Annotated in this window: 23 protein-coding genes; 22 read left to right on the forward strand and 1 reads right to left on the reverse strand. The window is 50.0% G+C overall.

Annotated features, from left to right (window positions below; all coding sequences use genetic code 11):
• Nucleotides 1-123 precede the first annotated feature (123 nt).
• The 3 genes from ACTRXD_RS21505 to ACTRXD_RS21515 all read left to right on the forward strand — a co-directional run bounded on the left by ACTRXD_RS21505 (nt 124) and on the right by ACTRXD_RS21515 (nt 4,986).
• Nucleotides 124-1,059: a chemotaxis protein gene (locus ACTRXD_RS21505; protein WP_442433823.1), complete on the forward strand. Its 936-nt coding sequence runs from the start codon at nt 124-126 to the stop codon at nt 1,057-1,059.
• Nucleotides 1,060-1,163: 104 nt separating this feature from the next.
• Nucleotides 1,164-3,269 (forward strand): methyl-accepting chemotaxis protein, encoded by a 2,106-nt coding sequence (locus ACTRXD_RS21510; protein WP_442433824.1) that lies wholly within the window; start codon nt 1,164-1,166, stop codon nt 3,267-3,269.
• A 40-nt stretch (nt 3,270-3,309) separates the two neighbouring features.
• The gene (locus tag ACTRXD_RS21515) at nt 3,310-4,986 is read left to right on the forward strand and encodes a methyl-accepting chemotaxis protein (protein WP_442433825.1); all 1,677 of its coding nucleotides are present in this window, start codon (nt 3,310-3,312) and stop codon (nt 4,984-4,986) included.
• Nucleotides 4,987-5,024: 38 nt separating this feature from the next.
• On the opposite strand, the gene ACTRXD_RS21520 is transcribed toward ACTRXD_RS21515, so the two are convergent.
• On the reverse strand, nt 5,025-5,312 hold the full coding sequence (locus ACTRXD_RS21520; RefSeq protein WP_442433826.1) for a hypothetical protein: 288 nt from the start codon (nt 5,310-5,312) through the stop codon (nt 5,025-5,027).
• A gap of 460 nt (nt 5,313-5,772) precedes the next feature.
• Here ACTRXD_RS21520 and ACTRXD_RS21525 point away from each other — a divergent pair, with 460 nt between their 5' ends.
• The 19 genes from ACTRXD_RS21525 to ACTRXD_RS21615 all read left to right on the forward strand — a co-directional run bounded on the left by ACTRXD_RS21525 (nt 5,773) and on the right by ACTRXD_RS21615 (nt 23,909).
• Complete coding sequence (locus tag ACTRXD_RS21525) at nt 5,773-6,261, forward strand: chemotaxis protein CheW (RefSeq protein WP_442433827.1); 489 nt, start codon at nt 5,773-5,775, stop codon at nt 6,259-6,261.
• A 16-nt stretch (nt 6,262-6,277) separates the two neighbouring features.
• A complete protein-coding gene (locus tag ACTRXD_RS21530) occupies nt 6,278-7,039 on the forward strand; it encodes a flagellar motor protein (RefSeq protein WP_442433828.1) in 762 nt (253 codons plus the stop codon).
• A gap of 35 nt (nt 7,040-7,074) precedes the next feature.
• Nucleotides 7,075-7,815, forward strand: a complete 741-nt coding sequence (locus ACTRXD_RS21535) for a flagellar motor protein MotB (protein WP_442433829.1) — start codon at nt 7,075-7,077, stop codon at nt 7,813-7,815.
• A 328-nt stretch (nt 7,816-8,143) separates the two neighbouring features.
• The gene (locus ACTRXD_RS21540; RefSeq protein WP_442433830.1) at nt 8,144-8,863 is read left to right on the forward strand and encodes a flagellar hook-basal body protein; all 720 of its coding nucleotides are present in this window, start codon (nt 8,144-8,146) and stop codon (nt 8,861-8,863) included.
• A gap of 95 nt (nt 8,864-8,958) precedes the next feature.
• The gene (gene flgG, locus ACTRXD_RS21545) at nt 8,959-9,750 is read left to right on the forward strand and encodes a flagellar basal-body rod protein FlgG (protein ID WP_312640596.1); all 792 of its coding nucleotides are present in this window, start codon (nt 8,959-8,961) and stop codon (nt 9,748-9,750) included.
• Nucleotides 9,751-9,761: 11 nt separating this feature from the next.
• A complete protein-coding gene (gene flgA, locus ACTRXD_RS21550; RefSeq protein WP_442433831.1) occupies nt 9,762-10,517 on the forward strand; it encodes a flagellar basal body P-ring formation chaperone FlgA in 756 nt (251 codons plus the stop codon).
• Nucleotides 10,514-11,215: a flagellar basal body L-ring protein FlgH gene (locus tag ACTRXD_RS21555; protein WP_442433832.1), complete on the forward strand. Its 702-nt coding sequence runs from the start codon at nt 10,514-10,516 to the stop codon at nt 11,213-11,215. Before flgA ends, ACTRXD_RS21555 begins: the two co-directional genes overlap by 4 nt.
• Nucleotides 11,216-11,373: 158 nt before the next feature.
• Complete coding sequence (locus ACTRXD_RS21560; protein ID WP_442433833.1) at nt 11,374-12,480, forward strand: flagellar basal body P-ring protein FlgI; 1,107 nt, start codon at nt 11,374-11,376, stop codon at nt 12,478-12,480.
• A 57-nt stretch (nt 12,481-12,537) separates the two neighbouring features.
• Entirely contained in the window at nt 12,538-12,894 is a 357-nt protein-coding gene (locus ACTRXD_RS21565) for a rod-binding protein (protein ID WP_442433834.1), read from the forward strand.
• A gap of 61 nt (nt 12,895-12,955) precedes the next feature.
• On the forward strand, nt 12,956-13,276 hold the full coding sequence (locus ACTRXD_RS21570) for a flagellar biosynthesis anti-sigma factor FlgM (protein ID WP_312640601.1): 321 nt from the start codon (nt 12,956-12,958) through the stop codon (nt 13,274-13,276).
• A gap of 33 nt (nt 13,277-13,309) precedes the next feature.
• Entirely contained in the window at nt 13,310-13,807 is a 498-nt protein-coding gene (gene flgN, locus ACTRXD_RS21575; RefSeq protein WP_442433835.1) for a flagellar export chaperone FlgN, read from the forward strand.
• Nucleotides 13,808-13,814: 7 nt separating this feature from the next.
• Nucleotides 13,815-15,461, forward strand: coding sequence for a flagellar hook-associated protein FlgK (flgK, locus tag ACTRXD_RS21580; protein WP_442433836.1), 1,647 nt, complete (start codon nt 13,815-13,817; stop codon nt 15,459-15,461).
• A gap of 81 nt (nt 15,462-15,542) precedes the next feature.
• Complete coding sequence (flgL, locus tag ACTRXD_RS21585) at nt 15,543-16,694, forward strand: flagellar hook-associated protein FlgL (RefSeq protein WP_442433837.1); 1,152 nt, start codon at nt 15,543-15,545, stop codon at nt 16,692-16,694.
• 70 nt (nt 16,695-16,764) lie between these two features.
• Nucleotides 16,765-17,736, forward strand: a complete 972-nt coding sequence (locus tag ACTRXD_RS21590) for a GGDEF domain-containing response regulator (RefSeq protein WP_442433838.1) — start codon at nt 16,765-16,767, stop codon at nt 17,734-17,736.
• Nucleotides 17,737-17,738: 2 nt separating this feature from the next.
• Nucleotides 17,739-20,093, forward strand: a complete 2,355-nt coding sequence (locus ACTRXD_RS21595; RefSeq protein ID WP_442433839.1) for an ATP-binding response regulator — start codon at nt 17,739-17,741, stop codon at nt 20,091-20,093.
• 87 nt (nt 20,094-20,180) lie between these two features.
• Nucleotides 20,181-20,657, forward strand: a complete 477-nt coding sequence (gene fliW, locus ACTRXD_RS21600; RefSeq protein WP_442433840.1) for a flagellar assembly protein FliW — start codon at nt 20,181-20,183, stop codon at nt 20,655-20,657.
• A 108-nt stretch (nt 20,658-20,765) separates the two neighbouring features.
• Entirely contained in the window at nt 20,766-21,011 is a 246-nt protein-coding gene (gene csrA, locus ACTRXD_RS21605; protein ID WP_312640616.1) for a carbon storage regulator CsrA, read from the forward strand.
• A gap of 842 nt (nt 21,012-21,853) precedes the next feature.
• The gene (locus tag ACTRXD_RS21610) at nt 21,854-22,783 is read left to right on the forward strand and encodes a thiamine pyrophosphate-dependent dehydrogenase E1 component subunit alpha (protein WP_442433841.1); all 930 of its coding nucleotides are present in this window, start codon (nt 21,854-21,856) and stop codon (nt 22,781-22,783) included.
• Nucleotides 22,773-23,909 (forward strand): alpha-ketoacid dehydrogenase subunit beta, encoded by a 1,137-nt coding sequence (locus ACTRXD_RS21615; RefSeq protein ID WP_442433842.1) that lies wholly within the window; start codon nt 22,773-22,775, stop codon nt 23,907-23,909. The genes ACTRXD_RS21610 and ACTRXD_RS21615 overlap by 11 nt, the downstream gene beginning before the upstream one ends.
• Nucleotides 23,910-23,947 lie beyond the last annotated feature (38 nt).

Raw genomic sequence — 23,947 nt, forward strand, 5'->3', positions numbered from 1 at the left:
TCGGTCAAGCGTGAGTTGGATCTGAGTGGTCAGAGAATATTTGAGACGGACGGGCAACGACCCAAAGATGAAGGTTAGACGAATGATCCCTCCTGTGCTGAATGGAAGTCTGAGGAGACCGTAATGGCAAAATGGATGGCTGAAATTGACCAACGGACCGGACTAGCCGGTGCCAATAAGATGGAGCTATTAATGTTTCATTTTGGGACTCATGAGACCTACGGAATAAATGTGTTTAAGATTCGTGAAGTCATGAAGCTCCCACCTGTAGTGAAAATTCCCGACTCCGATCCTCGAATTCTGGGTCTGGTGAATCTTCGTGGAGAAAATATTGCTTTAGTGGATTTGAAGCAGGCGATTGGACTTGGACCGTTGGATCCTGTTGGTGCGAAGTTAATCATTGCGGAGTATAACGATAACAAACAAGGATTTTTGGTCGCGGGCGTTGATCGGATCATTCGTATGTCGTGGGAACGTATTCAAATACCTCCACCGATGGTCCAGTCGAGCCGGCAAGGGGCAGTCACGGCTATTACCAAATTGGAAGATGGCCGAATGGTGTTAATTCTGGATGTGGAAAAGGTCTTGGCCGAGCTGCATCCACGAAGTGAGGAAGAGGTTTTCGTTGGCATTGAACTGCACGAGGAATTAGCCGGGAAACGTGTCCTGGTTGCCGATGACTCGCTGGTGGCCAGAAAACAAATTACCAAAACATTGGAACGATTGGGCATGAAGTACGAAGAAACACAAACAGGAAGAGAGGCGCTCACCCGGTTACGACGGTATGCGGAATTGAGTGACAAAACGGAGCGCACCATTTTTGATTTTGTAGTGGGTGTGATTACCGACATCGAAATGCCGGAAATGGATGGGTTTTCCCTGACGAAGGCTATCCGTGAAGATCCCCGATTGCAGGGCCTCCCGATTTTGATGCATTCCTCTTTGTCCGGCCAGTGCAATGTGGATAAAGGCAAGGCTTTGGGTGTAACAGATTATGTGACCAAATTTCATCCAACGGACCTTCGGGACAAATTGGTTGAACATCTAGGAAAGTCTTAGGGATTCGTGGTGGGGTTTTAAAAGGTAAACGTATCGTTGGAGGGGAAGAAAAGATTTTACGGCCATATGACGAGACACATGAAACGTGTATTAAAAGGATACCAATGATGAAGGCGACGTGGAATGTAGGCATTACAACAAAATTAGTCTGGATTCTCGTGTTTTTTTCGTTGATTCCTCTGAGTGTACAGGTCTATTCATTGTTTCAGACTGCAGAGGTTTTGAAAAAGGAGGTTGGAGTCCAATACCAAGAGCTGGCAGAAGTGATTATTGAAAAAATTCACCTCTATCTCGCTGAGCGCGCTGCGGATGCCCAAATTCTGAGTCGGAGTACGTTCTCTAGTCTTCCAGAGCAATTGGAACAAGCTGTGAGTCCCTCATACAAATTAGTGCAGGCCTTAAATACGTATGTTCAGGTAACCGGGATGTACTCTCTGGTTCAAGTGGTGGATCTGGATGGTAATTTGATCGCTGTGAATGATCATGATGCAGAAGGCCTGCCTCTTCAGACGGAGAAATTATATGGAAAAAATTATCAATCGACTCCGTGGTTTCGGGCCCTCCGAGGGGCCGGAGAGAGGGACAGTCCTACAGAGCCTTCTTCAAGAAGCAATGTGAGCCAGGAGGTCTTTGTCGAAAGCGTCATGCTAGATCTGGATGTGCAGGCACTCTTTCCCCGAGAAAGTGGTTTGACGATTGGGCTCTCTGTTCCTCTCTATGCCCGGGGCCGAGTGGTTGGGTATGGGAGCCATCGTATGAAATTTTCAAAGATTGAAACTTTTTTTCAAGAGGCATATCAGGATTTAAAAAAAGCCGGGTTTTCCCATGCGGAACTTATCCTGCAGGATGACCAGGGTATGACATTGCTGGAATATGCTCCGGCTGTCTATGGAACCGAAGAAGTGACTCATGATTTCGACAATGTGGTATTTAAGTCCAATCTGGCTCAGTTGGGACTTGATGCCGCACAATCCGCTGTTCAGGGCCAATCCGGAAACGCCAGGAATTTCCATCCCGGAAAACAGACGAATCAAGTCATTGGCTTTAGTCCGATGTCCGGGGGAGCCCGATCTTTGGGACTGCATTGGTCGGTGTTGGTGCAAGTTCCAGAGGATGAAGCGTTCAGTCATGTCAGGAGTCTGACGAACAAAACCCTGTTGGAGATGCTGGTGGGGCTTCTTGTGGTGGTCCCCATTGGGATTCTGATGGGAAGAAAAGTTGTGAGCCGATTGAAACCCGTGTGGGAAGTGGCGGCGAAAGCCTCGAAGGGGGATTTGACCCACCGGGTTCCCGTGAAGACTCAAGACGAACTCGGACAAATGGGTTTGGCTCTGAATAACTTGTTGGATGAATTAAGTCGGATGCTTTTGCAAACCAGGAACGTCGCTCACTCTCTGTCTCAAGCGTCGGTCCAGTTGTCATCGGTTGGCCATCAGGTCGTTCAGGCCAGCCAATCACAAGTTCACCAAGCCACTCAGGTGGCTGCGGCGGTTGAAGAAATGTCTGCCACTGCCGATGATATGGCCCGTCACACGCAGGCCTTGGCTTCGACGGCCACAGGAGTCAATGATTCAGCAGTCAGGGGTGGAGATGTTGTGGTCTCTTCTATTCATGGGATGGAATCGGTTTCAAGCCGGATACAGGAATCTGCCGGCCGTATTCAGAAATTAGGACAACGGTCCAAAGATATTGGCGACATTATTGGAGTCATTGAAGATATTGCGGAACAGACGAATCTGTTGGCCCTCAATGCGGCCATTGAAGCTGCCAGGGCAGGAGACCAGGGACGAGGGTTTGCTGTGGTGGCAGATGAGGTTCGGAAACTCGCCGAGCGAACGGGGAAGGCAACAAAGGAAATTGCGACGGTCATCGAATCGGTACAGGCTGGGACTCACGAAGCGGTTCGTTCGATGGAAGCGGGAACGGAGGAGGCGCATTCCGGAATGGCGCTGGCCAGAGAAGCCGGGAGTCGATTGACGGAGATTGTGCAAGGGGTTCAACGGGTGGTGGATATGATTCAACATTTTGCCGAATCCACGAAACAACAGTCTGCGGTCTCAGGGCAAATCTCTTCGAGTATTCAACAGGTGGCGCAACTCAGCCAGGATAATGAAAGCCACATTCAGGGCGTGGCGACGGCCACCAAGCAGTTTGCGGCATTGGCGGAGGACCTGCAAACATCTCTGAGTCGTTTTACGCTAAAAAGGTAATGCCATCATTTTATTGATGTGTCCCTCGTGAAAGAAGTGTATGCGGCGTTTAAAAATCGGTCCTAAATTCGTATTAATTCTGGGGACGCTAGCCGTCGGATTAATTGTCTGTAGCCTAGGGGTGATATACCAACAAGAGCTTGGCCGGTTGCAGATGATTTTGGAAGAACAAGGAAAGATTATTCAAGCACAATTTGAGGTCACGAGAGCCTATATTGCCAAAAATTATGTGGGAAAATTAAAACAATCGTCCATGGGCTCCAATCTGCATGTGTCTCGGGATCATGAGCAAGATCCCGATGCCATTCCTTTTCCCGCCACTGCCATACAGGAAATCGGCCAGGAATTGGGGGTGGTGGGTGTGTATCAGGCACGGCTCGTCAGCGATCAGCCGATGAATCCCGCCAATGCACCGAAAGATACCTTTGAACAAAAGGCTCTTGAGCGAATTAAGAATGGAGAGAATAGTGTCAGTGAAATTGAGACGATCAACGGGGTTCCCACCTTTCGACGAGCGAGCGCAGATGTGGCTACCGTCGAAGCCTGTGTAAGTTGTCATGGCGGAAAAAAAATGGGTGATGTGCTTGGCGTGTTGTCCCTTTCAATTCCGATAACGCAGGCCAAAGAGGCGATGGTCAGTTCGGTGCTCCATTCGGGGATGTGGATGGCCGGGATCATCGTCATTTTCCTGAGTGCGGTGTACTGCCTGGTGTATAGGCTTGTTCTGCAACCTCTTCATGCCTTAATGGGAATCTCTCGTGACATTGCACGGGGCGAAGGTGATCTGACGAAACAAGTGTCAGTTGAAAAGGGGTCTGATGAAATTGTGGAACTCAGTCACGATCTCAATTCGTTTATTGAAAAGATGCGGGTGGCGGTGGCATCTGTCAAGCATGTGACAAACCGTCTTGTGGGTTCCACTGTGCAGCTTTCCACGACGGCGGATGAAGTTGTTCAGGCTGCTGAAGGGCAAAATGCTCGAGTGATTCAGTCAGTTTCCACGGTGGAGGAAGTGACAAGAACTGCGAGAGAAGTCGCACAAAGTTCCACGGAAGCTGCACGGATTGCTCAGGAAACAGCCAAAACCGCGCGAGGCGGACAGGAAGAGATGACCCAAACCGTGATGGGCATGCAACAGATTTCTCAGGCGGTGGTGCAGGCCGCTAATATTATTACCACGCTCGGGCGGTCTTCGGACCAAATTGGAGAAATCGTTTGCGTGATTGAGGATATTGCGGATCAGACCAATTTGTTGGCACTCAATGCGGCCATTGAGGCTGCGCGGGCGGGTGAACAAGGGCGGGGGTTCGCTGTGGTTGCCGATGAAGTGCGAAAATTAGCAGAACGGACAACCAAGGCAACTAAAGAAATTGGAGATATGATCCGGCAGATTCAGAAAGATACCCGAAGTGCTGTTTCGTCCATGGATCAAGGTACAAGCCAGGTCGGCCATGGGGTGGCGTTGGCCAATAAAACCGGAGAGGCATTGGCAAACATTCATTCTATGATCAATGCCACGGTGGGAAAGATCCAACAAATTGCCAATGCGACAGAAGAGCAATCGTCGGCAACGCGACAAATTGCCAGTGATTTAGAATTTATGACCCAAACCACCCGTCAGACCACCAATGGAGTCTTTCAGTCGGCCAAAGCTTGTCATGACTTGCGAATGTTGGCCGGGGATCTTCACAGGTTGGTCGGATCAATGAAAGTGTAACTCAAAGATCCTCATGCCCGATGGATGATCAAATAGTCCTAATGGGTCGAAGGGGGATTCGGGTTGATCGAATCATTGAACCCCGGTGATTGGTTGGTTGAGTTGTACGGAGGTAATTTCTTCTTGGCGACAACCTGTTCGAGCATGTTGACGGAGTCTTTGAGTAAATCCGCCGCGCAGGCCAAAGTGACATGTAATTGTTTCCAGGCCTCATCCCATCGGCCTTCAAGTTGAAGGTCCTGGAAACGTCGATGTTGTTCTTGCAGAATGGCTTTTTTTGCATCAAGGAGTAACCGATCGGCTTGTGAACTGGCTAGTCTGTCCATGTAATGAATCCTTTATTTCGAAACATGCTAATGAAGTAATAATGGTGTTCACCCTATCAGAGCAGTTCTTGAAGCCTCAAGGCTTGGACAATAGACGTTGGTGGAAAATGTGTAGAATTACATGAGTTTGTTGTGGGTTCTTACCTGCCTCTAAGGGAATTTAATGGCTGTTGATGGAAAAGAATGGAAAACAATAATGCTCAAGTAGGAATTTTCGTGGTGGACGACTGAATATGGTTGAACTGTCGGGAATTGCATGTACCGAACAGGAACTGTTCGTAGGGAGGTACGTGATGCCACGGGAAGCGGGGTCAATCATGCGGCTGGTTTCATGGATGGGTCAGGGAAGTGAGGGGATTGGAGAAATAAAAGGCCCTGGCGATGTTGGTTAGGCATCGGCTCTCACAGGGTCGGGACGGAATATGAGAAAGGCTCTTGACGGACTGGAGGGATACAAGTCATGCAGAATATTTTGACGAAGGTATTACCTCAGGATGATTTTGAGGAAGACAGTGGAGAGGTTCTCCAAATGGTGAGTTTTCAGTTGGGGGACGAAGTCTTTGCCATTGATATCTTGGTGGTTCAGGAAATTATTCGTATGCTGGATATTACCCAGGTTCCGAATGCCCCTCATTATGTGGAAGGGGTGGTAAATCTGCGTGGAAAAGTCATCCCCATTATCAATCTTCGGGCTCGCTTTGGTCTGCCAGGGACTGATCCCACCAAGGATACTCGAATTGTGGTCGTGGAAATCGCACATATGATTTTGGGATTTATCGTCGATTCCGTCGAAGAAGTTTTACGCCTGTCTGAAGAATGTATTGAACCCCCACCACCCACTAGTCGAGGAGGAGCTGAAGAATGTCATAAAGGGGTAGGGCGGGTGAATGGGTGCCTGGTGTTGTTGCTGGACCTTGAACGGTTATTTAGTAATCGGTCCTTTGCATAAGGAAGAGCGTTTTATCATGGATATTTTATCGGTATTGGGCATCCTCCTTTCGCTGGGCGCCATTGTAGGCGGGCAACATTTGGAGGGCGGGCATTTAAGCTCCATTCTCCAAGGGACGGCCTTTTTGATTGTGATGGGAGGCACGTTAGGCGCGGTGATGCTGCAATTCCCTCTTCCAATTTTCCTGAAAGCTCTTTCCAGTGCAAGCATGGTGTTTGGAAATGTGAGTGTGGATATGAAGGGCATTATTGCCAAAGTTGTGGAGTTATCAAATATCAGCAGAAAACAGGGACTCTTGGCCCTGGAAGGACAAATTAAAACGTTGACGGATCCGTTAATGGCCAAAGGGGTGCAGCTGGTGGTCGATGGGACGGAGCCGCACAAAATTAAAGAAATCCTGGAAGTGGAAGTTGAAATTTTTGAAGAAGAATTTGGCACGACGAGCAAGGTCTATGAGGCGTTTGGCGGATATGCGCCGTGTGTGGGGATTATTGGAGCCGTACTTGGTCTGATTCATGTGATGGAAAACTTGGCCGATCCTTCCGCATTGGGTGGCGGGATCGCGGTCGCATTTGTGGCCACGGTCTATGGTGTGGGAGCGGCCAACCTCTTGTTTCTTCCTATGGGTAATAAAATCAAGTTAAAGGCTAAGACCTTGATCATCGCAAAAATTATGGTGATTGAAGGCCTTGTGTCCGTGGCCCAAGGGGAGAATCCACGAATGATTGAGGAGAAGTTGAGTGGTTTTCTTTCCTCGGCGGAAAAAAATAAAAAATAAAATACTGACGGCCGGACTGTTGAGTGAGGGAGCGTGTGAAGAAAAAACACGAGGAGCATGAAAATCACGAACGATGGCTGGTCTCGTATGCGGATTTTATAACCTTGTTGTTTGCCTTTTTTGTTGTGATGTATTCGGTGTCGTCTGTCAATGAAGGGAAGTTCAAGGTTCTCAGTGAATCTCTGGTGAGCTCCTTTAACAACAAAAAGACGGTCGGGGAACTTTCAATTGTGAATCTTCCCATAAACAAAAATATCCCCATTCAGGTAAAAGCGAAAACTTCTTCAGCGGAAAATGCCCGGGCCTTTCTCAACGTGGCCAATGCCATTACTGCAGCGAACATTCCTCAAGGGGTACAAATCACCACGACGGAACATGGGTTGAATATTCGGATCAAAGACGATGCCTTGTTTCAAAGTGGAAGTGCCAGGCTGAATCCACAAATCATAGAATTTATCGATCTCATTGCCGCTCTCGTCAAAGAGTTGCCCAATCGTATTTCCGTTGAAGGGCATACGGACAATCAGCCGATTCGATCATCTCTGTATCCCTCCAATTGGGATCTTTCTACTGCGCGGGCCAATACCTTGGTCCGATATTTGATCGACCAGCATCATCTTGCTGATTACCGGTTGTCTTCAACCGGTTATGCAGGGACCCGTCCAGTTGAGTTAAATGATACACCACAGGGACAAGCCTCTAACCGTCGAGTAGAACTCATTGTGCTGAGGGATATCCGTTCCGATACTGAATCCTCACACCCCTACCTTCCCTAGTAATTATTCCACGATTCGACAACAATTTTAGACCATCGGTTGATCCGATTTCTGCCTTTCGCTAGGCAGGATCAGGCCTATGAGGAAAGTAATGCCGGTAGGTGTCGTGTGCTGCCCGGGACTACAACGCTGGCAGTTTTAGGCAAGGACGGCTCAATAGGCAACAATTGCCATTTCGCACTCACTGGTGCCAGGTTTGTGGAATGAAAGGTCCCCCTTCGTAGAAAAACTTTCCACTTCAGTCTCTCTTTCCATCAAAATTCGACTCCGTCTCTTATTGGCACATGCGTTGCAGAATTTCTCAGGTATTCACGTCAAGGAGGGTGCAATGAACCGAGGCATCTATCCGCCCTTAGCCGGGGCGATTACACTTGAACACCGCATGGAAGTCCTTTCTCATAATATTGGGAATGTGAATACGACAGGGTTTAAGAAGGACAAACCGGTCTTCGCAACCATTCTGGGACAGACCTCAGGGCCTTCGGTGGCCGGAATAGATTTGTTTCCTTTGATGGATGCGCTTCCGCCGGATCGATCGCAAGGCACCTTGCATCAGACCGGGGAACCGTTGGATATAGGGCTGGAGGGCGATGGGTTTTTGGTCGCCCAAACATCAGATGGATTGCGGTATTACCGTGGTGGAAAATTGTATAGGAATCCGAACGGAAACTTAGTCACCCATACCGGTGATCCACTTATGGGAAAGAAAGGACTCGTTACCCTTCCTCCTGGGGAGGTCATGATTGGCGCTGATGGGACACTTTCCGTCAATAATCAGGTCGTAGACAAGTTACGGTTGGAAAAGATTTCCGATGGACAAGAAACAGCCAAGGTGGGCAATTTGTTCTGGACCGTTCCAGCTCAGAGTGTCCCGGATAAGCAGACGACGGTTCATCAGGGCATGTTGGAACAATCCAACGTCAATCCGGCCCTGGATATGGTTGAGTTGATCAAAGTGACCAGAGAATACGAACAAATGCAAAAAGCGATTAAAGCCATGGATGAACTAGCCGCCCAAGCCATACAAGCGGGCCGGGTTCAAGGGTAATCCAAAACAGGGATGAGAAATGTCCCAGGACCCTATTGCTGTATTAACAGTTTCTCGGGGCAAGCGAACACGGATAAAAAGGGGGAGCGACCACAATGATTCGAGCGATGCATACCGCATCAACTGGCATGTTTGCCCAACAACTTAATATTGACACGATTGCGAACAATCTCGCCAATGTGAATACGACAGGGTTTAAACGAAGTCGCGCAGAATTTGCGGATCTCCTTTATCAAATTTCCCGTTTGCCTGGCGCGAGTGCTTCGAATGTTGGGGTCTTTCCTGTGGGGATGCAGGTCGGATTAGGTGTGAGGCCGGTAACCGTGGCGAAGGAATATGTGCAAGGAAGCCTCAAGCAAACCACGAATCCCTTGGATTTGGCGATAGAAGGGGTGGGATTTTTTCAAGTCACACGCCCGGATGGGACCACGATGTATACCCGGGCTGGATCCTTTAAACAAGACAGTACGGGTAATGTGGTTTCGGGTGACGGCGATCAGCTCATTCCGAGCATTACCATTCCGTCCGGAGCACTCCAAGTCGATATTGGGCAGGATGGAACCGTGTCCGCGTTGCTGCCCGGGGTGTCCCAAGCCACCCAGGTTGGGCAAATCCAATTGGTCAGATTTGATAATCCGTCTGGTTTGATTGCGCAAGGCAATAATTTATTTTCAGAGAGTTCGTCTTCGGGTCCTGCACAACAGGGGACACCTGGCTTTTCAACCGGATTTGGAAATATACAGCAAGGATTCCTTGAAATATCTAATGTGAATATTGCCGATGAAATGGTCAATATGATCATTGCCCAACGGGCCTATGAACTGAATGCGAAGGCCATTCAGGCATCGGACGATATGATGCAGGTTGTGAACGGACTCAGACGTTAGAGGATAAGATTTTGAAGATCATCATGATATTTTTGGGATTGTTCCTGTGCGGGAATGGATGGGGGACATTTGGAGGAATGTCCTGGGCGGAAGGCCCAGTCTCATCATCACCTGTCCGTCCGGATACTCAGTCGTTGGATGGAAGAGATTTCGAACGGGTGATCCTGGCGGAACTGAAACGTCGCTATGGACGTTTGCAGCATCAGGTGTCGTTTCGGGTATTGTTCCCCAAACAAGGGGTTGAGGTTCCCAAAGGAAAAATCCAGCTTGAGATTGGAGACTGGTCAGGGGGCGGGAGGACAGGACGACGTGCCTTTCGAGTTGGCATTTTTGTGAATCAGCAATTTCTCCGAACGGTGAATGTTGTGGGGGAGGTGAAGGCCCAAGTCGAAGTGGCGACACCCATACGCTGGTTGAAACCCAAAGAGGTGGTGACCGGCGAGGACCTGTCTGTGATGCTGGTGGATGCCCCTTCACTGACTCATGATTTTATTCTTGATCTTGACGAAGTGATAGGGAAACAGGTCTTACGTCCATTGCCACCAAGACAACCGATTCGAAAAATCATGTTGGACTATCCGCCGATGATTCATAAAGGCGATCGGGTGATGATTGAGGTCAGGGGTGATGGTCTGCTGGTTCAGACCGTGGGAATTGCCAAAGCGGCTGGTAAAAAAGGAGAAACTATTCCTGTTAAAAATCAGACATCGGGCCGGGAGGTGTTGGGTACCGTTTTGGCATCGGGACTCGTGGAGGTAGGATTTTGAGCAATGACGTGTTGGGGGCGAAGTCCTGGGCGTGGGGAGTCCTGCTGATGGCGATCGTGTTTAGCGGGGTCGGATGCGCCAAGGAAAAGACGATGAGACAGGTCGAATCTGAGTCGAATCTTCTTGAAAAGAGTCCGCCATCCTCCATGGGGTCACTCTGGGACCCGGGGAACGGACGAGCGTACATGTTTGAAGATAGGCGGGCGGGTCGAATCGGGGACATTGTCGTAGTGCAAATTGTCGAACAACACAAGGGTTCCAAAAAAGCCAACACGAAAGCAGACCGGGATTCCAGCCTGTCAGCTGGAGTAAGTGGGGGACTTTTCGGGATTAACACCCTCAGCCAGAAGTTTGCAGAATATTTTAATATTGATGCTGGGACTTCCCATGAATTTGAGGGTGACGGATCGACGAGCCGGGAAGATACCTTGACGGGCACCATTGCCGCCAATGTCATTGAAGTCTTTCCCAACGGTGACCTCCGGATTCGGGGGAAACGGGAGGTTACGGTTAATAGTGAAAAGCAAACCATGACCATTAAGGGCATTGTCCGCCGGATCGATCTGGATACGCAGAACATGGTGTTGTCATCCAAAGTCGCTGATGCAGAAATTTCTTATACCGGATTAGGAGTGGTGGACGATGTTCAGAGGCCGGGATGGGCCACCAGGATTTTTGACTGGTTGACGCCGTTTTAAGTCATTCGGGGATGAGGTTATATTTTATTTTGATCTAATGGGGGAATGTGGTGATTCGTCCATCATCTTTCAGAAATGGCAGAAAACCTTCAAGGAAATCCGGAGGAGCATGGGTTTCTGGATGGGGTGTCGTCTTGGTTTTGATCGGTGGATGCCTCATGGTCAGTGCCAGTGCGGTCATCTTACCGGGAGAAATTCAGGCGGCCCGCATCAAAGATATCGCCTCCATTGAAGGCGTGCGGGAAAACCAGTTAGTCGGGTATGGCTTGATTGTTGGTCTGGACCGGACGGGGGATTCCGTCGTCGGTGGTCAATTTACGGCGCAAGCCATTATTTCCATGTTGAATACCATGGGGCTCAAACTCAATATCGATCCCATTCAATTGTTAACAAAAAATACCGCATCGGTGATGGTGACCGCCAAATTGCCCCCGTTCGCGAGACCCGGCATGAAATTGGATGTGCAGGTCTCCTCCATGGCCAATGCCAAAAGTTTGCGGGGGGGAACGTTGTTGTTGACCCCGCTGAAAGCAGCCAATCAACAGGTGTATGCTGTCGCCCAAGGGCCGCTCTCCACATCGGGATTTGAAGCTGGTGCTGGAGGGACTACAGTGAAGAAAAATCAACAATCCGGGGGGATTATTCCCGGTGGAGCGATTGTCGAACGAGCGGTGGATGTGGACATGCAAGCGTGGGAGAAATTTTCGTTGACCATGCACCAGGCCGATTTCATCACGGCATTGCGGGTGTCTGAAGCCATTAATGCTCATCTTGGGGATGGTGTGGCCTCGGCGGTCAATTCCGGACAGATTCACGTGGGGATTCCCGAACGGTTCCAGGGCAAGATCGTCCAAATGATTGCTGCGGTTGAAGGGCTGGATGTGAATGTGGACGTCCTGGCCAAGGTCGTGGTGAACGAACGAACGGGAACGATTGTCATGGGTGAACATGTCCGGTTGGCGAGAATGGCCATTTCCCATGGCGATCTCACGATCAAGGTGGGAACGCAGTTTAATGTCTCTCAACCAGAGACAGCCTTTATCGGGCGGGGAGCACAGGGTGCCGGTAGAACGGTAGTGACTCCGGATGTCCAAACCGATGTGCAAGAAGAGGATGGTCGAGTCATTCAAGTAGACAGTTCCGTGACGCTTGGGGATTTGGTAAAGGCGTTGAATTCATTGGGTGTTACTCCTCTCGATTTGGTCGCCGTCCTAACGGCGGCTAAGGCAGCGGGTGCCCTCCAGGCCGACTTGGAGTTGATCTAGACCAGGATCTGAAGAGGGCAGGTTGATCATGACTGTCTGGCGGAAAGGATGAGATCTATGAGTGCTGACATGTTCCCTATGGATATGACGAGTCTCTCACACTCCGTCACCACTGGGAGGATAGATCGGGTGGAAGATTCTGTTCGTCGAGGAGAATTACTGCGTGCGAGTCAGGAATTTGAATCCTATTTTTTGTCCTATCTGATGAAGGTGATGCGAGAGACTGTCCCCAAAGGCGAGTTCACAGCCAACCCCATGGGGGAAATGTATTATTCCTTTTATGACGAAGAAATTGGCAAACGTGCCGCTCAGGCTGGAGGGATTGGCCTTTCTGCGTATGTGTTGGACACGGTGGCCAGGAATGAAGACCTCACACGTTCTCCCACCTCAGGTCCCCCTTTTTTGAAATCTTGAGAGGTTCTGTAAAGTTTAACGGCGTTGCTTCCGATACATACAGAGAAGGAGGCATGATGCCATGACCATACGGGGCCTTGATCCCAGTGGAGAGCTGGGGAAACTATTTTTTCACGTCCAAGCTAAAAACCTTCAGACGCAGGAGGCCAGCCCACCAAGCGCCACCCAGCGTCCTTCGTCTGCTGATCCTGTTGATCTTTCCGTTTTGGCGCAGGAAATTCGCGACTATTCCACTCGAGTAGCGCAGGTTCCTGAGCTGAGAGAGGAGAAAATCAGGCGTATTAAGGAGGTATTGGAGGCGGGGGCACAATTGGCGACCTCAAGTCAGGTGGCTGATGCCTTGACCCGAGAGACGATTCTTAACGAGCTGGGCTCGAAATAAACATCTGATGTTCATAAGAGAAATGGCTGACCGATGATTCATCCCCAATCGGCAACGTGGGAACGGTTGCTGGAAATGTTGGCTGAAGCCCAATCGGTGTTTCAGCAGTATGGTGTGTTGCTTTTTCAAGAAGCCCACAGCCTTCGGATCATGGATCGGCCAAAGTTGGTCGAGGTAAACAGTCAGAAGGAACAAACGTTGGAGGCGATGTGTCAGTTGGAGCAGCAGGTAGAGCGTGAACTTCATCGGTTGGCAGGGTCCGCCGCACACGAGTCAATTTGGAGTTGGTTGAAAGCCGTTCCGGACCCACGGGCACAATTGGCACAAGGAATGTTGACGGACCTTCTTCGGCTGGCGCGTTTGATCCAGGAACAAGGGAAAAAGAATGAAGCCCTGATTCGCCCGATCCATCAAAGGGTCCGTGAGGCGGTTCAGGTTATGTATGCAGGGTTAGGTACCGGTCCGGTATATCAGGGATCCGGAATATTACATTTTCCTTCGGTTCCTAGCTCGGTCCATCTCCAGGGATAGGAGTCTTATGGCGGGCATCAGTGACATCTTTAATATCGCGCGTTCCGGAATTCGTGCCAACCAACAAGGGCTCGCGACCACATCCCATAACATCGCCAACATTAATACCAAAGGCTATTCCAGGCAGGAAGTCGTCCTTGAGACTGCGCGGCCGGCTGAAGGGACGATTGGGACCGGAGTCCGGGTTGCCGCCATTCGTCAATCCGTCGATGATTTCCTGGAAAACCAGTTGACCTCCGTCAATGAGGATCTTGGATCTATAACCGCCAGAAATAATTACTTGGTTCAAGCGGATGGTATTTTTACCGAAACGGATAATTCCGGACTATCGTTTAGTCTGACGGAGTTTTTCAATGCGGTTCGGGATTTGGCGACGAATCCGGAAAGTACCATACAGCGGACAGTGCTGTTGGCAAAGGGGCAATCCCTCACGGACCAGTTTGTGACGGTGTCTCAAGGATTAAATCAAATCCGCCTAGATGCCGATGGGGAAATTGGCAGGCATGTCGATACTATTAATGGATTGGCCACAAAGATTGCCTCTCTGAATGATGTCATTTTTAAAACCGAATCCAGTGGACGTGATGCGCTGGATTTACTGGATCAACGAAGGGTCCTCATTAATGATTTGGCGGGTTTGGTCAATATTGAGCAGGTGCCTCTGAACGATGGCATCGGCATTAATGTCGGAGGCCAACTCTTGGTAGCGGGTAATCACGCCAATGCGCTGTCGACCGAAGCGGATCCGGACAATCCTCCAATGCATGATGTAACTTTTGTGCGCAGTGACGGGAGTGAGTTCTCAATTTCCCACAATATTCATGGAGGAAAAATCGGCGGATTACTCGCCCAGCGTGATGGGGATATGGTGAAATTTCAAGACCAGGTGGATCGATTGGCCGCCGTTTTGGTTAATGAATTTAATCAACAGCATCAGGCCGGGTATGGCCTGGATGGCACCACGAATAATAATTTCTTCTCCGCCTTAAGTCCTCAAGCTCCTCTGGCCCATGACCGGAATACGGGAAGTGCCACCGGGAGTTCAGTCACGATTGCAGATCCCACTCTGGCGACCTTTCAGGGTTATGAGGTGCAGTTTTCCGGGGCCTCTGCCTATTCTGTGGTCAATACGGCGACCGGTGCGACCGTGACATCTGGTGCGTATACCTCCGGATCGCCACTGAGTTTTGATGGCTTAGATGTCGTGATTAACGGTACGCCGGCTGCCGGGGATGTGTTTTATGTCAATGCTCAAAAAGGCGCGGCCCGGCAATTTGGTGTGGCCCTCTCGGATACGGATAAGATCGCCGCCGCTTCTACGGTGGCAGGAATTCCCGGAAATAACACCAATGCATTAAATCTGGTGGCTATTCATACGAATCGTCACCTGGACCTTGGGAATGTGACACTCAATGATTACCACACGATAACGATTGGAGATGTCGGGAGTGCCACTCAGCAATCGACACAGGCGCTACATAGTAAACAGCTTGAAATTGATCAATTGACGGCATTGAGAGAAAGTGTCTCCGGGGTTTCATTGGATGAGGAATTGACCAATCTCCTAAGTTTCCAACGCTCATTCGAAGCCTCAGCCCGGATGATTACGGTAGCGGATGAATTGATGCAGACGATGCTGGCGATGGGTCGCTAACCTTCTTGATGAGACAACCACCTGAGAGTAAGTCATCATTGATGACCGGTCGAAATCTGTCGGATAAGGACGAACAATCGTATGCGTGTGACTGATCGTCAACAGGTTGATGCGCTGCTAAGGGCGATTCAAGGTATTCAGCGAAACATCGGGGATCGCCAGGAACAAATTTCTTCCGGAAAGCGGGTGAATCGCCCATCTGATGATCCTGCCGCATCCGAACGGATTAATCAGTTTCGAAATGTTCTACGGACCACTGAACATCGTTTGAACACTGTCAATGAAGCCCTGGGACGGCTCAATTTATCCGATAGCGTTCTGGAGCAGGCTGGGAATACCGTCCAGCGGGCGAAAGAACTGGCGTTGAATATGGCGAGCGACACGAATACGTCCGTGGAGCGACGGAATGCGGCTCAGGAAGTTCAGCAACTGATCCTGGGCTTGGCCGGCATTGCCAATACTCAACTTAATGGACGATTTGTGTTCGCCGGCAGTCAAACAAAAACTGAACCGTTTGTCCCGGGTTCGGCCACGGGATCAGCCAGTATAACCAATGGGGGAGGTGCCGGTGTTGGCGTATCTGTGGCGTCCGCACCGGCATTACAACCGGATGCATATCAAATCCAATTTACCTCCTCGACACAATTTGATGTGCTGAATCTGACAACGAATCAGACCGTATCCTCCGGCAATACGTACGCATCCGGAGGGACATTCTCGTTTGATGGGTTGGATGTCATCATTACGGATGGTGGCGGGCCCCCTGCCGCTGGGGACCAATTCTTTGTACGAGTCGGCTATACCTATCAAGGTGATGGTGCGGGGGTGGAGGTGGAAGTCGGTGATGGTCGGACCGTGGCAAGCAATGTCCCTGGGGATCAAATCTTTTCGGGTCCCACGGTGGATCTGTTTCAAAATCTTCAGGATTTTCATCAGGCCTTGGTGACCAATGATGTGTCGGGTATTCAAGCGGCCATCGGTCAGTTTGATCCGGCTCTCTCCCAAGTAAACGATGCCAGGGCTACGATCGGTGCCAGAGTCAATCGATTGGATACCATCAAAGATGGTTTAGACCTGTTGAGTGTGAATACGCAAACCCTCCGGTCCAATTTTGAGGATGCCGATATCGCCCAAGTGGCTTCTGATTTGGCTACACTACAAAACACGCTTGAAGCGTCGATGAGCACACTGGCGCGTCAATTTCAGACGAATTTATTAGATTTCATTAAGTAGGCCGTGAAGGTCTCTTATTTTATTGAACTAAATAGTGTCACTCCCGTGATTGAATAGGTACGAAATCTTTATGCGAATTCTTGTTGTTGATGATGATCCTCTCACATTGCATATGGTGGTGTATCGATTGCGGCAATGGGGACATGATGTCATTTCCTGTACTGACGGGGATTCTGCATGGAAGGTGTTAGCACGAGGATCTGTGCCGAATGTGGCGATTGTGGATTGGATCATGCCGGGGCTCAATGGCCCTGAATTGTGTCAAAAAATCCGTGGGAGAACCGACTGTCCCTATGTGTATATTGTCATGTTGACGGGGCGGAATAATCCTGAGGATCTCATTGCCGGATTGGACGCGGGTGCAGATGATTATCTCACAAAGCCTTTTCATTTAGGGGAATTGGATGCACGGTTACGAGCAGGGAAACGAATTGTCGATTTGCAAAATGAATTGATTTCGGCTCGAGAAACCCTTCGGATTCAGGCGATGCAAGATCCCTTAACACAAATCCTGAATCATGGCGCCATTGTGGATTCGTTGTTGCGGGAAATTGATCGGGCCCATCGGGAACAGCAACCCTTGAGTCTCATTCTGGCTGATTTGGATGGATTTAAGAATGTGAATGATTCCTATGGGCATGTTGCGGGCGATCAGGTGCTGGTTGAGGTCGCAAGACGGATGCGTTTTTGTTTGCGTTCCTATGATGCCATTGGCCGATATGGCGGAGAAGAATTTCTCATGGTGTTGCCCAATAGTGATGCGGCCCAGGCCGTGCGGCTCGCTGAACGGATTCGAGTGGCGATTTCCCAGAAACCCTTTCGTGTTCACAATACTGATCTAACGGTGACTGTCAGTCAGGGGGTTACGACGTGGACCGATCCCTGTCCAATTCCCATTGAGCATTTAATACAATCTGCAGATGGTGTCCTCTATTTAGTCAAAAATAGCGGTCGAAATGGAGTGGAGTTTGCGCAATTTCATGGGCATGCGGATGAGACTTTTTCGCGCCTCACGAGTTCCCCAACTTCAATGAAGCAATAATTATGGCTTCCATTCTTGTGATTAATGATGATCCGGTCCAACTCCATCTCCTTGCGAGTTGGCTTGAGAAGGATTACTTTGTGGTCAATCGTTTCCTCTGTTCTGAAGAGGCCTGGCGGTGGCTCCAAGAAGGTAATGTGCCGGATGTCATTGTGCTTGATCTTCATATGCCGGGAATTAGCGGATGGCGTTTTTGCGAATTATTGCATTCGTTCTTTGGGTCGACACAGGCGGTGCCCCCTGTCCTTGCCGTTTCGGCCACGTATACCGGAATCGATGCTCAAGACATTTTAAAGGATCTTGGGGCCTCCGCCTTTCTAGCCCTCCCGACGGATCCGCAACGCTTTCGTCAACAGGTCCGCCAGCTGGTAGAAAGTCCTCCAAGTCCCCAGCGTCCACAGATCTGGATGGTTTCGGCTGACAATTCCGCCATTCAAGGGATTCATCACCTCTTCGTTGAACGGGGGTGGCGTGTGGTGGAATGGGAAGCGGGAAAGCAGGTTCAGGTAGCGGTGAATCTTGTTGTCCCGGATATTATCCTCATTGATGATCCTCTGCCGGATACGACAAGCGAAGAGTTCGGGATTTGGTGCAAAGGTCAATTTCCTCAGGCCATGTGTATAGTCCTTGGACATGAATCTATGGCAGGAAGATCTCTTCCTGAGGCAATCCATGTCGATGCGTATCTACCAAACGCGTGCGATCCGTTCAATATCATTTCATTGTGTGAAAAATGGCGCTGGGAACGCGCATTCTCTCGAGTGGAGCATTTACTGGATATCCGCACTGATGATTTACGCGAATCTGAAGCTCAATTCAGGGAGCTGTTCGAAACGCTTCCGGATATATTGGTGATATATGATCATCGAGGAATAATTTCCCACGTCAATTCCCTCGGAGCACAACAATTAGGGTATCGCCCGCCTGTCTTGATGGGGAAAGCCTTTTCGTTAATCAAACCTGAGTCAGCAGACGCGGAATCCAGTTCTACGGCGTCAAGCCCTGCCCGCGGGGGTCGGATATGGGAGGAGACATTCCTTCGGCAAAAAAACGGTAGCATTCTTCCAGTAGAGATGCTGGAACGAATGGTTCAGTTTCAAGGCCAACGTCAAACTCTTTCCATTGCCCGCGATTTGACGGCACGAAAGCACATGGAGGAAGAGAAATCTGCCCTTGAACATCAGTTGCGGCAGGTTCAAAAAATGGAAGCTATCGGTCGACTGGCCTCAGGGATTGCACACGATATGAATAATACGTTAACGGCAATTATGGCCCATGCAAGTTTGTTGAAGATACAGGATAAAGCTGGGACACCCTTGTGGACAGCGGGTGATGTCATCGAGAAAGCCGTTCGTCGGGGGAAGGAATTGACTTCCCAGCTCCTGGGGTATGCCAGGCAGGGCAAACATCATCATGTAACGGTGGATACCCATGAAGTGATTCAGGAAGTGATGAGTCTGCTCGGAAGAACGATCCATAAAATGATCACATTTCGAGCGGATCTGTCGGCTACGAGGTCTCATGTGGTAGGGGATCCTAACCAGCTCTATCAGATTCTCATGAATCTAGGCGTCAATGCCTGTGATGCAATGGGTGAACGTGGGGAATTGCTCGTGCAGACTTCGAATGAAACGGTCACACCGGATTATGCCTCACGTGTCCCGGGACTATGCGCAGGTAATTATGTGTTGATTCGGGTTACGGATACCGGGACGGGGATGTCACTAGAGACTCAACGACATATTTTTGAGCCATTTTTTACCACGAAAGAGCAAGGGCAGGGAACTGGAATGGGATTGGCGATGGTGTATGGTATCGTCAAAAATCATCACGGATATATCGGAGTGACGAGTTCTCCTGGGTGTGGAACGACCATGGCTGTTTATCTTCCGGATGCACCGTGTGCGGCTTTCAAGACCAGATCCAATCAGAGGACGGAGCCTTCTCACGGGACCGGACATATTTTAGTGGTGGATGATGAGAAGGATGTGGGAGAAGCCGCTCAGGCCATACTGGAATATCTCGGCTATCAGGTGACGGTTGTGTTGAATGGGAAGGAGGCCGTGGACATTTGTCAGGACTTGACGATTCCTGTGGATGTTGTGCTGTTGGATATGGTGATGCCTGTAATGTCGGGGGCGGCATGTTTTGAAGAATTGCGAAGGATTCGACCAGATCTCAAGGTCATTCTCTGTACGGGCTATGACCGGAACCATGCTGTACAAGATTTATTCAATCAAGGTGTCATTGGGTTTATTCAAAAACCGTATGATATTGACGAATTGGCTCATGCCTGTCAGGTTGTCCTGAAATATGACAATCGGGTCGAAACCTGTGGTACGGGGAAGACCCGCTAAGCATAGATTTTGTTGAGAGGGAACTCGTGGAGAGGCTCACTTCAGCATCAAGACAAAAATATTGACCTATGTGGAGAACATCCCAACATGAAAATTCAGACTAGTCGGTTCGGTATGCTGGAAGTGTCTGATGACACGCTTTTAACGTTCCCATTTGGCCTCGTAGGGTTCCCAGCTTTCCGACGGTATGTGGTGCTTGACCCGCCAGAGGATGCCGATTATCGGTGGTTCCAATCCGTGGATGAACCAAGCTTAGCTTTTGTGATTATGGACGTGCATCTTTTGCAGCCGGATTTTCGCACCAACCTATCCGAAGAAGGACTGGCGGAACTCGCCATGACTCCGACCGATTCAATTTCCATCATGGCCGTCGTCACGATCCCCTCTGATCAGCCTGATCAGGCCACTGCGAATCTTCGTGCCCCTCTTGTCGTGAATGAACGAACCAGACACGGGAAACAACTGATTCTCCATGAATCAATCCCCTTGCGCTATCCATTATTTCAAGATTCTACCCAGTGCCAATCTTATTCCGGGGTGGCGAGAGAGGCCGCATCGGTGTAATGAATGTACGCACACCACCGGACCACAGGGCCAACGGGTTTAATGCGTTTATGATGTCAGGACGTTTCTTCTTCACGTGATTTTTACCTCAAAGCCAAGGAAGGCACCATGCTCATACTCACCAGAAAAATTGATGAAGCCATTCGTGTAGGAGATGACATTCGCATTGTTCTCGTCCAAATTAAAGGCGGGCAAGTGCGACTCGGGATTGAATGTCCCTCGCATGTCCGTGTCCTTCGTGAAGAATTATATGAAGCCGTCCGTCAAGAAAATCTGAATGCCGTATCCTCGGATCCGAAGCATTTGGCTCACCTACCCAGACCGAAAAGGCCGCCGGTTAAGCCTACCGAATAAACCTAATTAAATCAGGCTCGTGTTCTTCGTCATGTGTGGCGATTCCTCATTGGGTCAATTCAGTTCATTCTGAGCTCCGCTTAACATATACACCCAGCCATTGTGGCAGGGACAGGCAAAACCGGTGCTACAGGGGGCTCGGTTAAGAGTGTGGGCCATTCCAGGGAATACCATCCCCAAAACCGAGACCGTGATTGCTGGGATACCCACCTGCGGGCGCCCGATGAGCGCATCTGTTCGCATCGCCTTCAACGCATGTGCTCTGGGGTTGCGCCAAAACTTAATTTGCCGCCTTCCTTCAGGCCGGACCATTTCCTCTGAGGCGTTTGCGTATCCTCGGGGCAGTGATGCTGTCCGTCTTACCCCAGGGAGATCTTTACGGATTTCACCACCCAAGGAGGAAAACACCCTCACAGTGTCGGAGATTGTACTGATTCACCTGGAGCCCAGTACGGAAATGGATACTCCATAGGCCCTGATCGAAGGAGGATTGAGGATCATCGTCGCACGAGTAGATCGTATTCGGACTTATTGTATAGTTCCAAAAAGACCATGGCTTAATGTGGTCCTACCGTTTTCTTCTGTCCTGTGTTCAATCAGCGTTTCTCTTGCTAGGCAATAAATTCCGAGTTTGTCAGCAATGAATTCCTAGTAGGTAAAGGTTTTTCGATTGACCTGGAATTTGCCAGCATTGGGAGCTGGATCCCGGCTGTTGTAACTTGAACTGCATGGCATAAAACTTGAACTTCTTTACATCGTATAAGGAAGTCGTGAAGCTCTTCACGGTCTGTGAGCCATGTTCTGAAACCGGTGATCGAGGCAGAGGGATAGTCGCAAAAAATATGGAAAATTCTCAAAAATTTTGTGAATTGTTCTTTCAGGCGCTTCGTATACGCCTGGTGGAAGAACGGATCATTGAATTATATCCTAGCGACGGTATTCAAAGTCCGGTGCATTTATCGATTGGACAGGAGGCTGTTGCTGTAGGGGCATGTCGGGATTTGAAAAAAACAGATCTGGTCTTTTGTACCTATCGTAGCCATGCTTTTTATCTGGCTAAAGGGGGAAGTTTGGCGGAAATGTTTGCCGAACTGTATGGCAAAGTTACTGGGTGTGCGCGAGGGAAGGCCGGTTCGATGCATTTAGCGGCACCCGAGGTAGGGTTGATGGGTGCCTCGGCTGTGGTGGCCAGTACAATTCCTCATGCCGTGGGAGCGGCCCTGGCGGCGAAACGGTTAGGCCATAATCAGGTGGTGGTTGGTGTGTTTGGAGACGGAGCCACGGAAGAAGGCGTCTATCACGAATCATTGAACTTCGCGGTTCTTCATCGCTTACCCGTGATATTTCTATGTGAGAATAACGGATTAGCCGTGCATTCCTCACAAAAATCCAGACAGGGGTACAATATTCTTGATCATGCACGATCGTATGGCCTTCCGGTGTACCACATTGCCGAGGGATATGATTTTGTGAAGGTGGCGGACACGATGTCGGACATTATTCAACGTGTTCGGTTAAATCGAGAACCGGTATTTGTGGAGATTCGGACCTATCGGTACAAAGAGCATGTCGGGCCTGGCGAAGACTTCATGTGTGGCTATCGCCGACCTGAAGAGTGGTTGGCTTGGAAACGACAGGACCCTCTCGAACACAATGGGGACCTAGTCGAAACGTTTCGCCCGGCCATCCTGAAAGAAATAGATGAAGCGGTACATTTCGCCATGAGCAGTCCATTTCCCTCCGTGGAGGAATTACTTCGCGATGTTATGTAATGCGGCGGTCACATCCCGTGTGAAGGGTCAGGCCGCGTCGGCTCTTCGTGCCCAGGCAGGCACGGAGATCATGAGCTATCGGGACGCGCTGCATTGGACCATGCATGACGCCTTACAGCGGCATGATGCCGTTCTTATCATGGGCCAGGGGGTGGATGATCACAAAGGGATTTTTGGTTCCACCACAGGATTGAGTCAAGAGTTTGGGCCGGATCGAGTGATGGATACGCCGCTTGCCGAAGAAGGCATGACAGGGGTAGCCATTGGGGCCGCGTTAAATGGCCTGTATCCGATTCAGACCCATATTCGTGCCGATTTTTCCCTGTTGGCCATGAATCAGATCATTAATTTAGCCGCCAAATACAAATATATGTTCGGTGGCCGGTTTGACGTGCCCATGTTGATTCGCATGATCGTGGGACGAAGTTGGGGGCAGGGTGCGCAACATTCACAAAGCCTCCAATCTCTTTTTGCACATATCCCAGGGTTGCAGGTTTTGATGCCCTCGAGTTCGCAATCGATCCTCGACACCTATCCGGCGGTGATTGACCGCTACCGGGGCCCCGTCATCTCATTCGAGCACCGGTTGATGTACGATCTACAATTTTATGTGGCGCCTCTATCCACGCGACAGCAGACCGAGCCCTTTGGGTCCCGGTTAGTGCGGCCAGGTGAGGAGGTCACCATTGTGGCCACCTCCATCATGGTGTTGGAAGCCATGAGAGCAGCAGAACACTTGGCCCTGGTGTCCGATATTCAATGCGAGGTGATTGATTTGCATTGCGTGTCCAGTCCCGACTGGGATTTGGTCATGCACAGTGTTGAAAAAACGGGACGGTTGGTCGTGGCGGATACGAGTTGGCGGGAATATGGCGTATGCGCGGAGGTGTGCCGTGTGGTCGCCGAACGCAATCCCGGATGTTTGAAGGCACCGGTGGTGACCTTGGGAATGCAGCCCGCTCCCTGTCCTACGGCCAAGTGTTTGGAAGATCTCTTTTATCCCGATTTGCGCCAATTAGTGGATGCGTTGGCTGTCCTCGTCACCGGGAAGAAGATCCATGGGTTGCCCTTGCCCGATACCCAATCGATGGCAGATGTGTATAAACGGTTCAAAGGCCCTTTTTAATCAGGATTGTCGGACCACCTCATCAAAGGAAAGCGAAG

Origin of the sequence: Nitrospira sp. T9 (genome assembly GCF_052156535.1) — a bacterium.
In the GTDB taxonomy this organism is placed as follows: domain Bacteria; phylum Nitrospirota; class Nitrospiria; order Nitrospirales; family UBA8639; genus Nitrospira_E.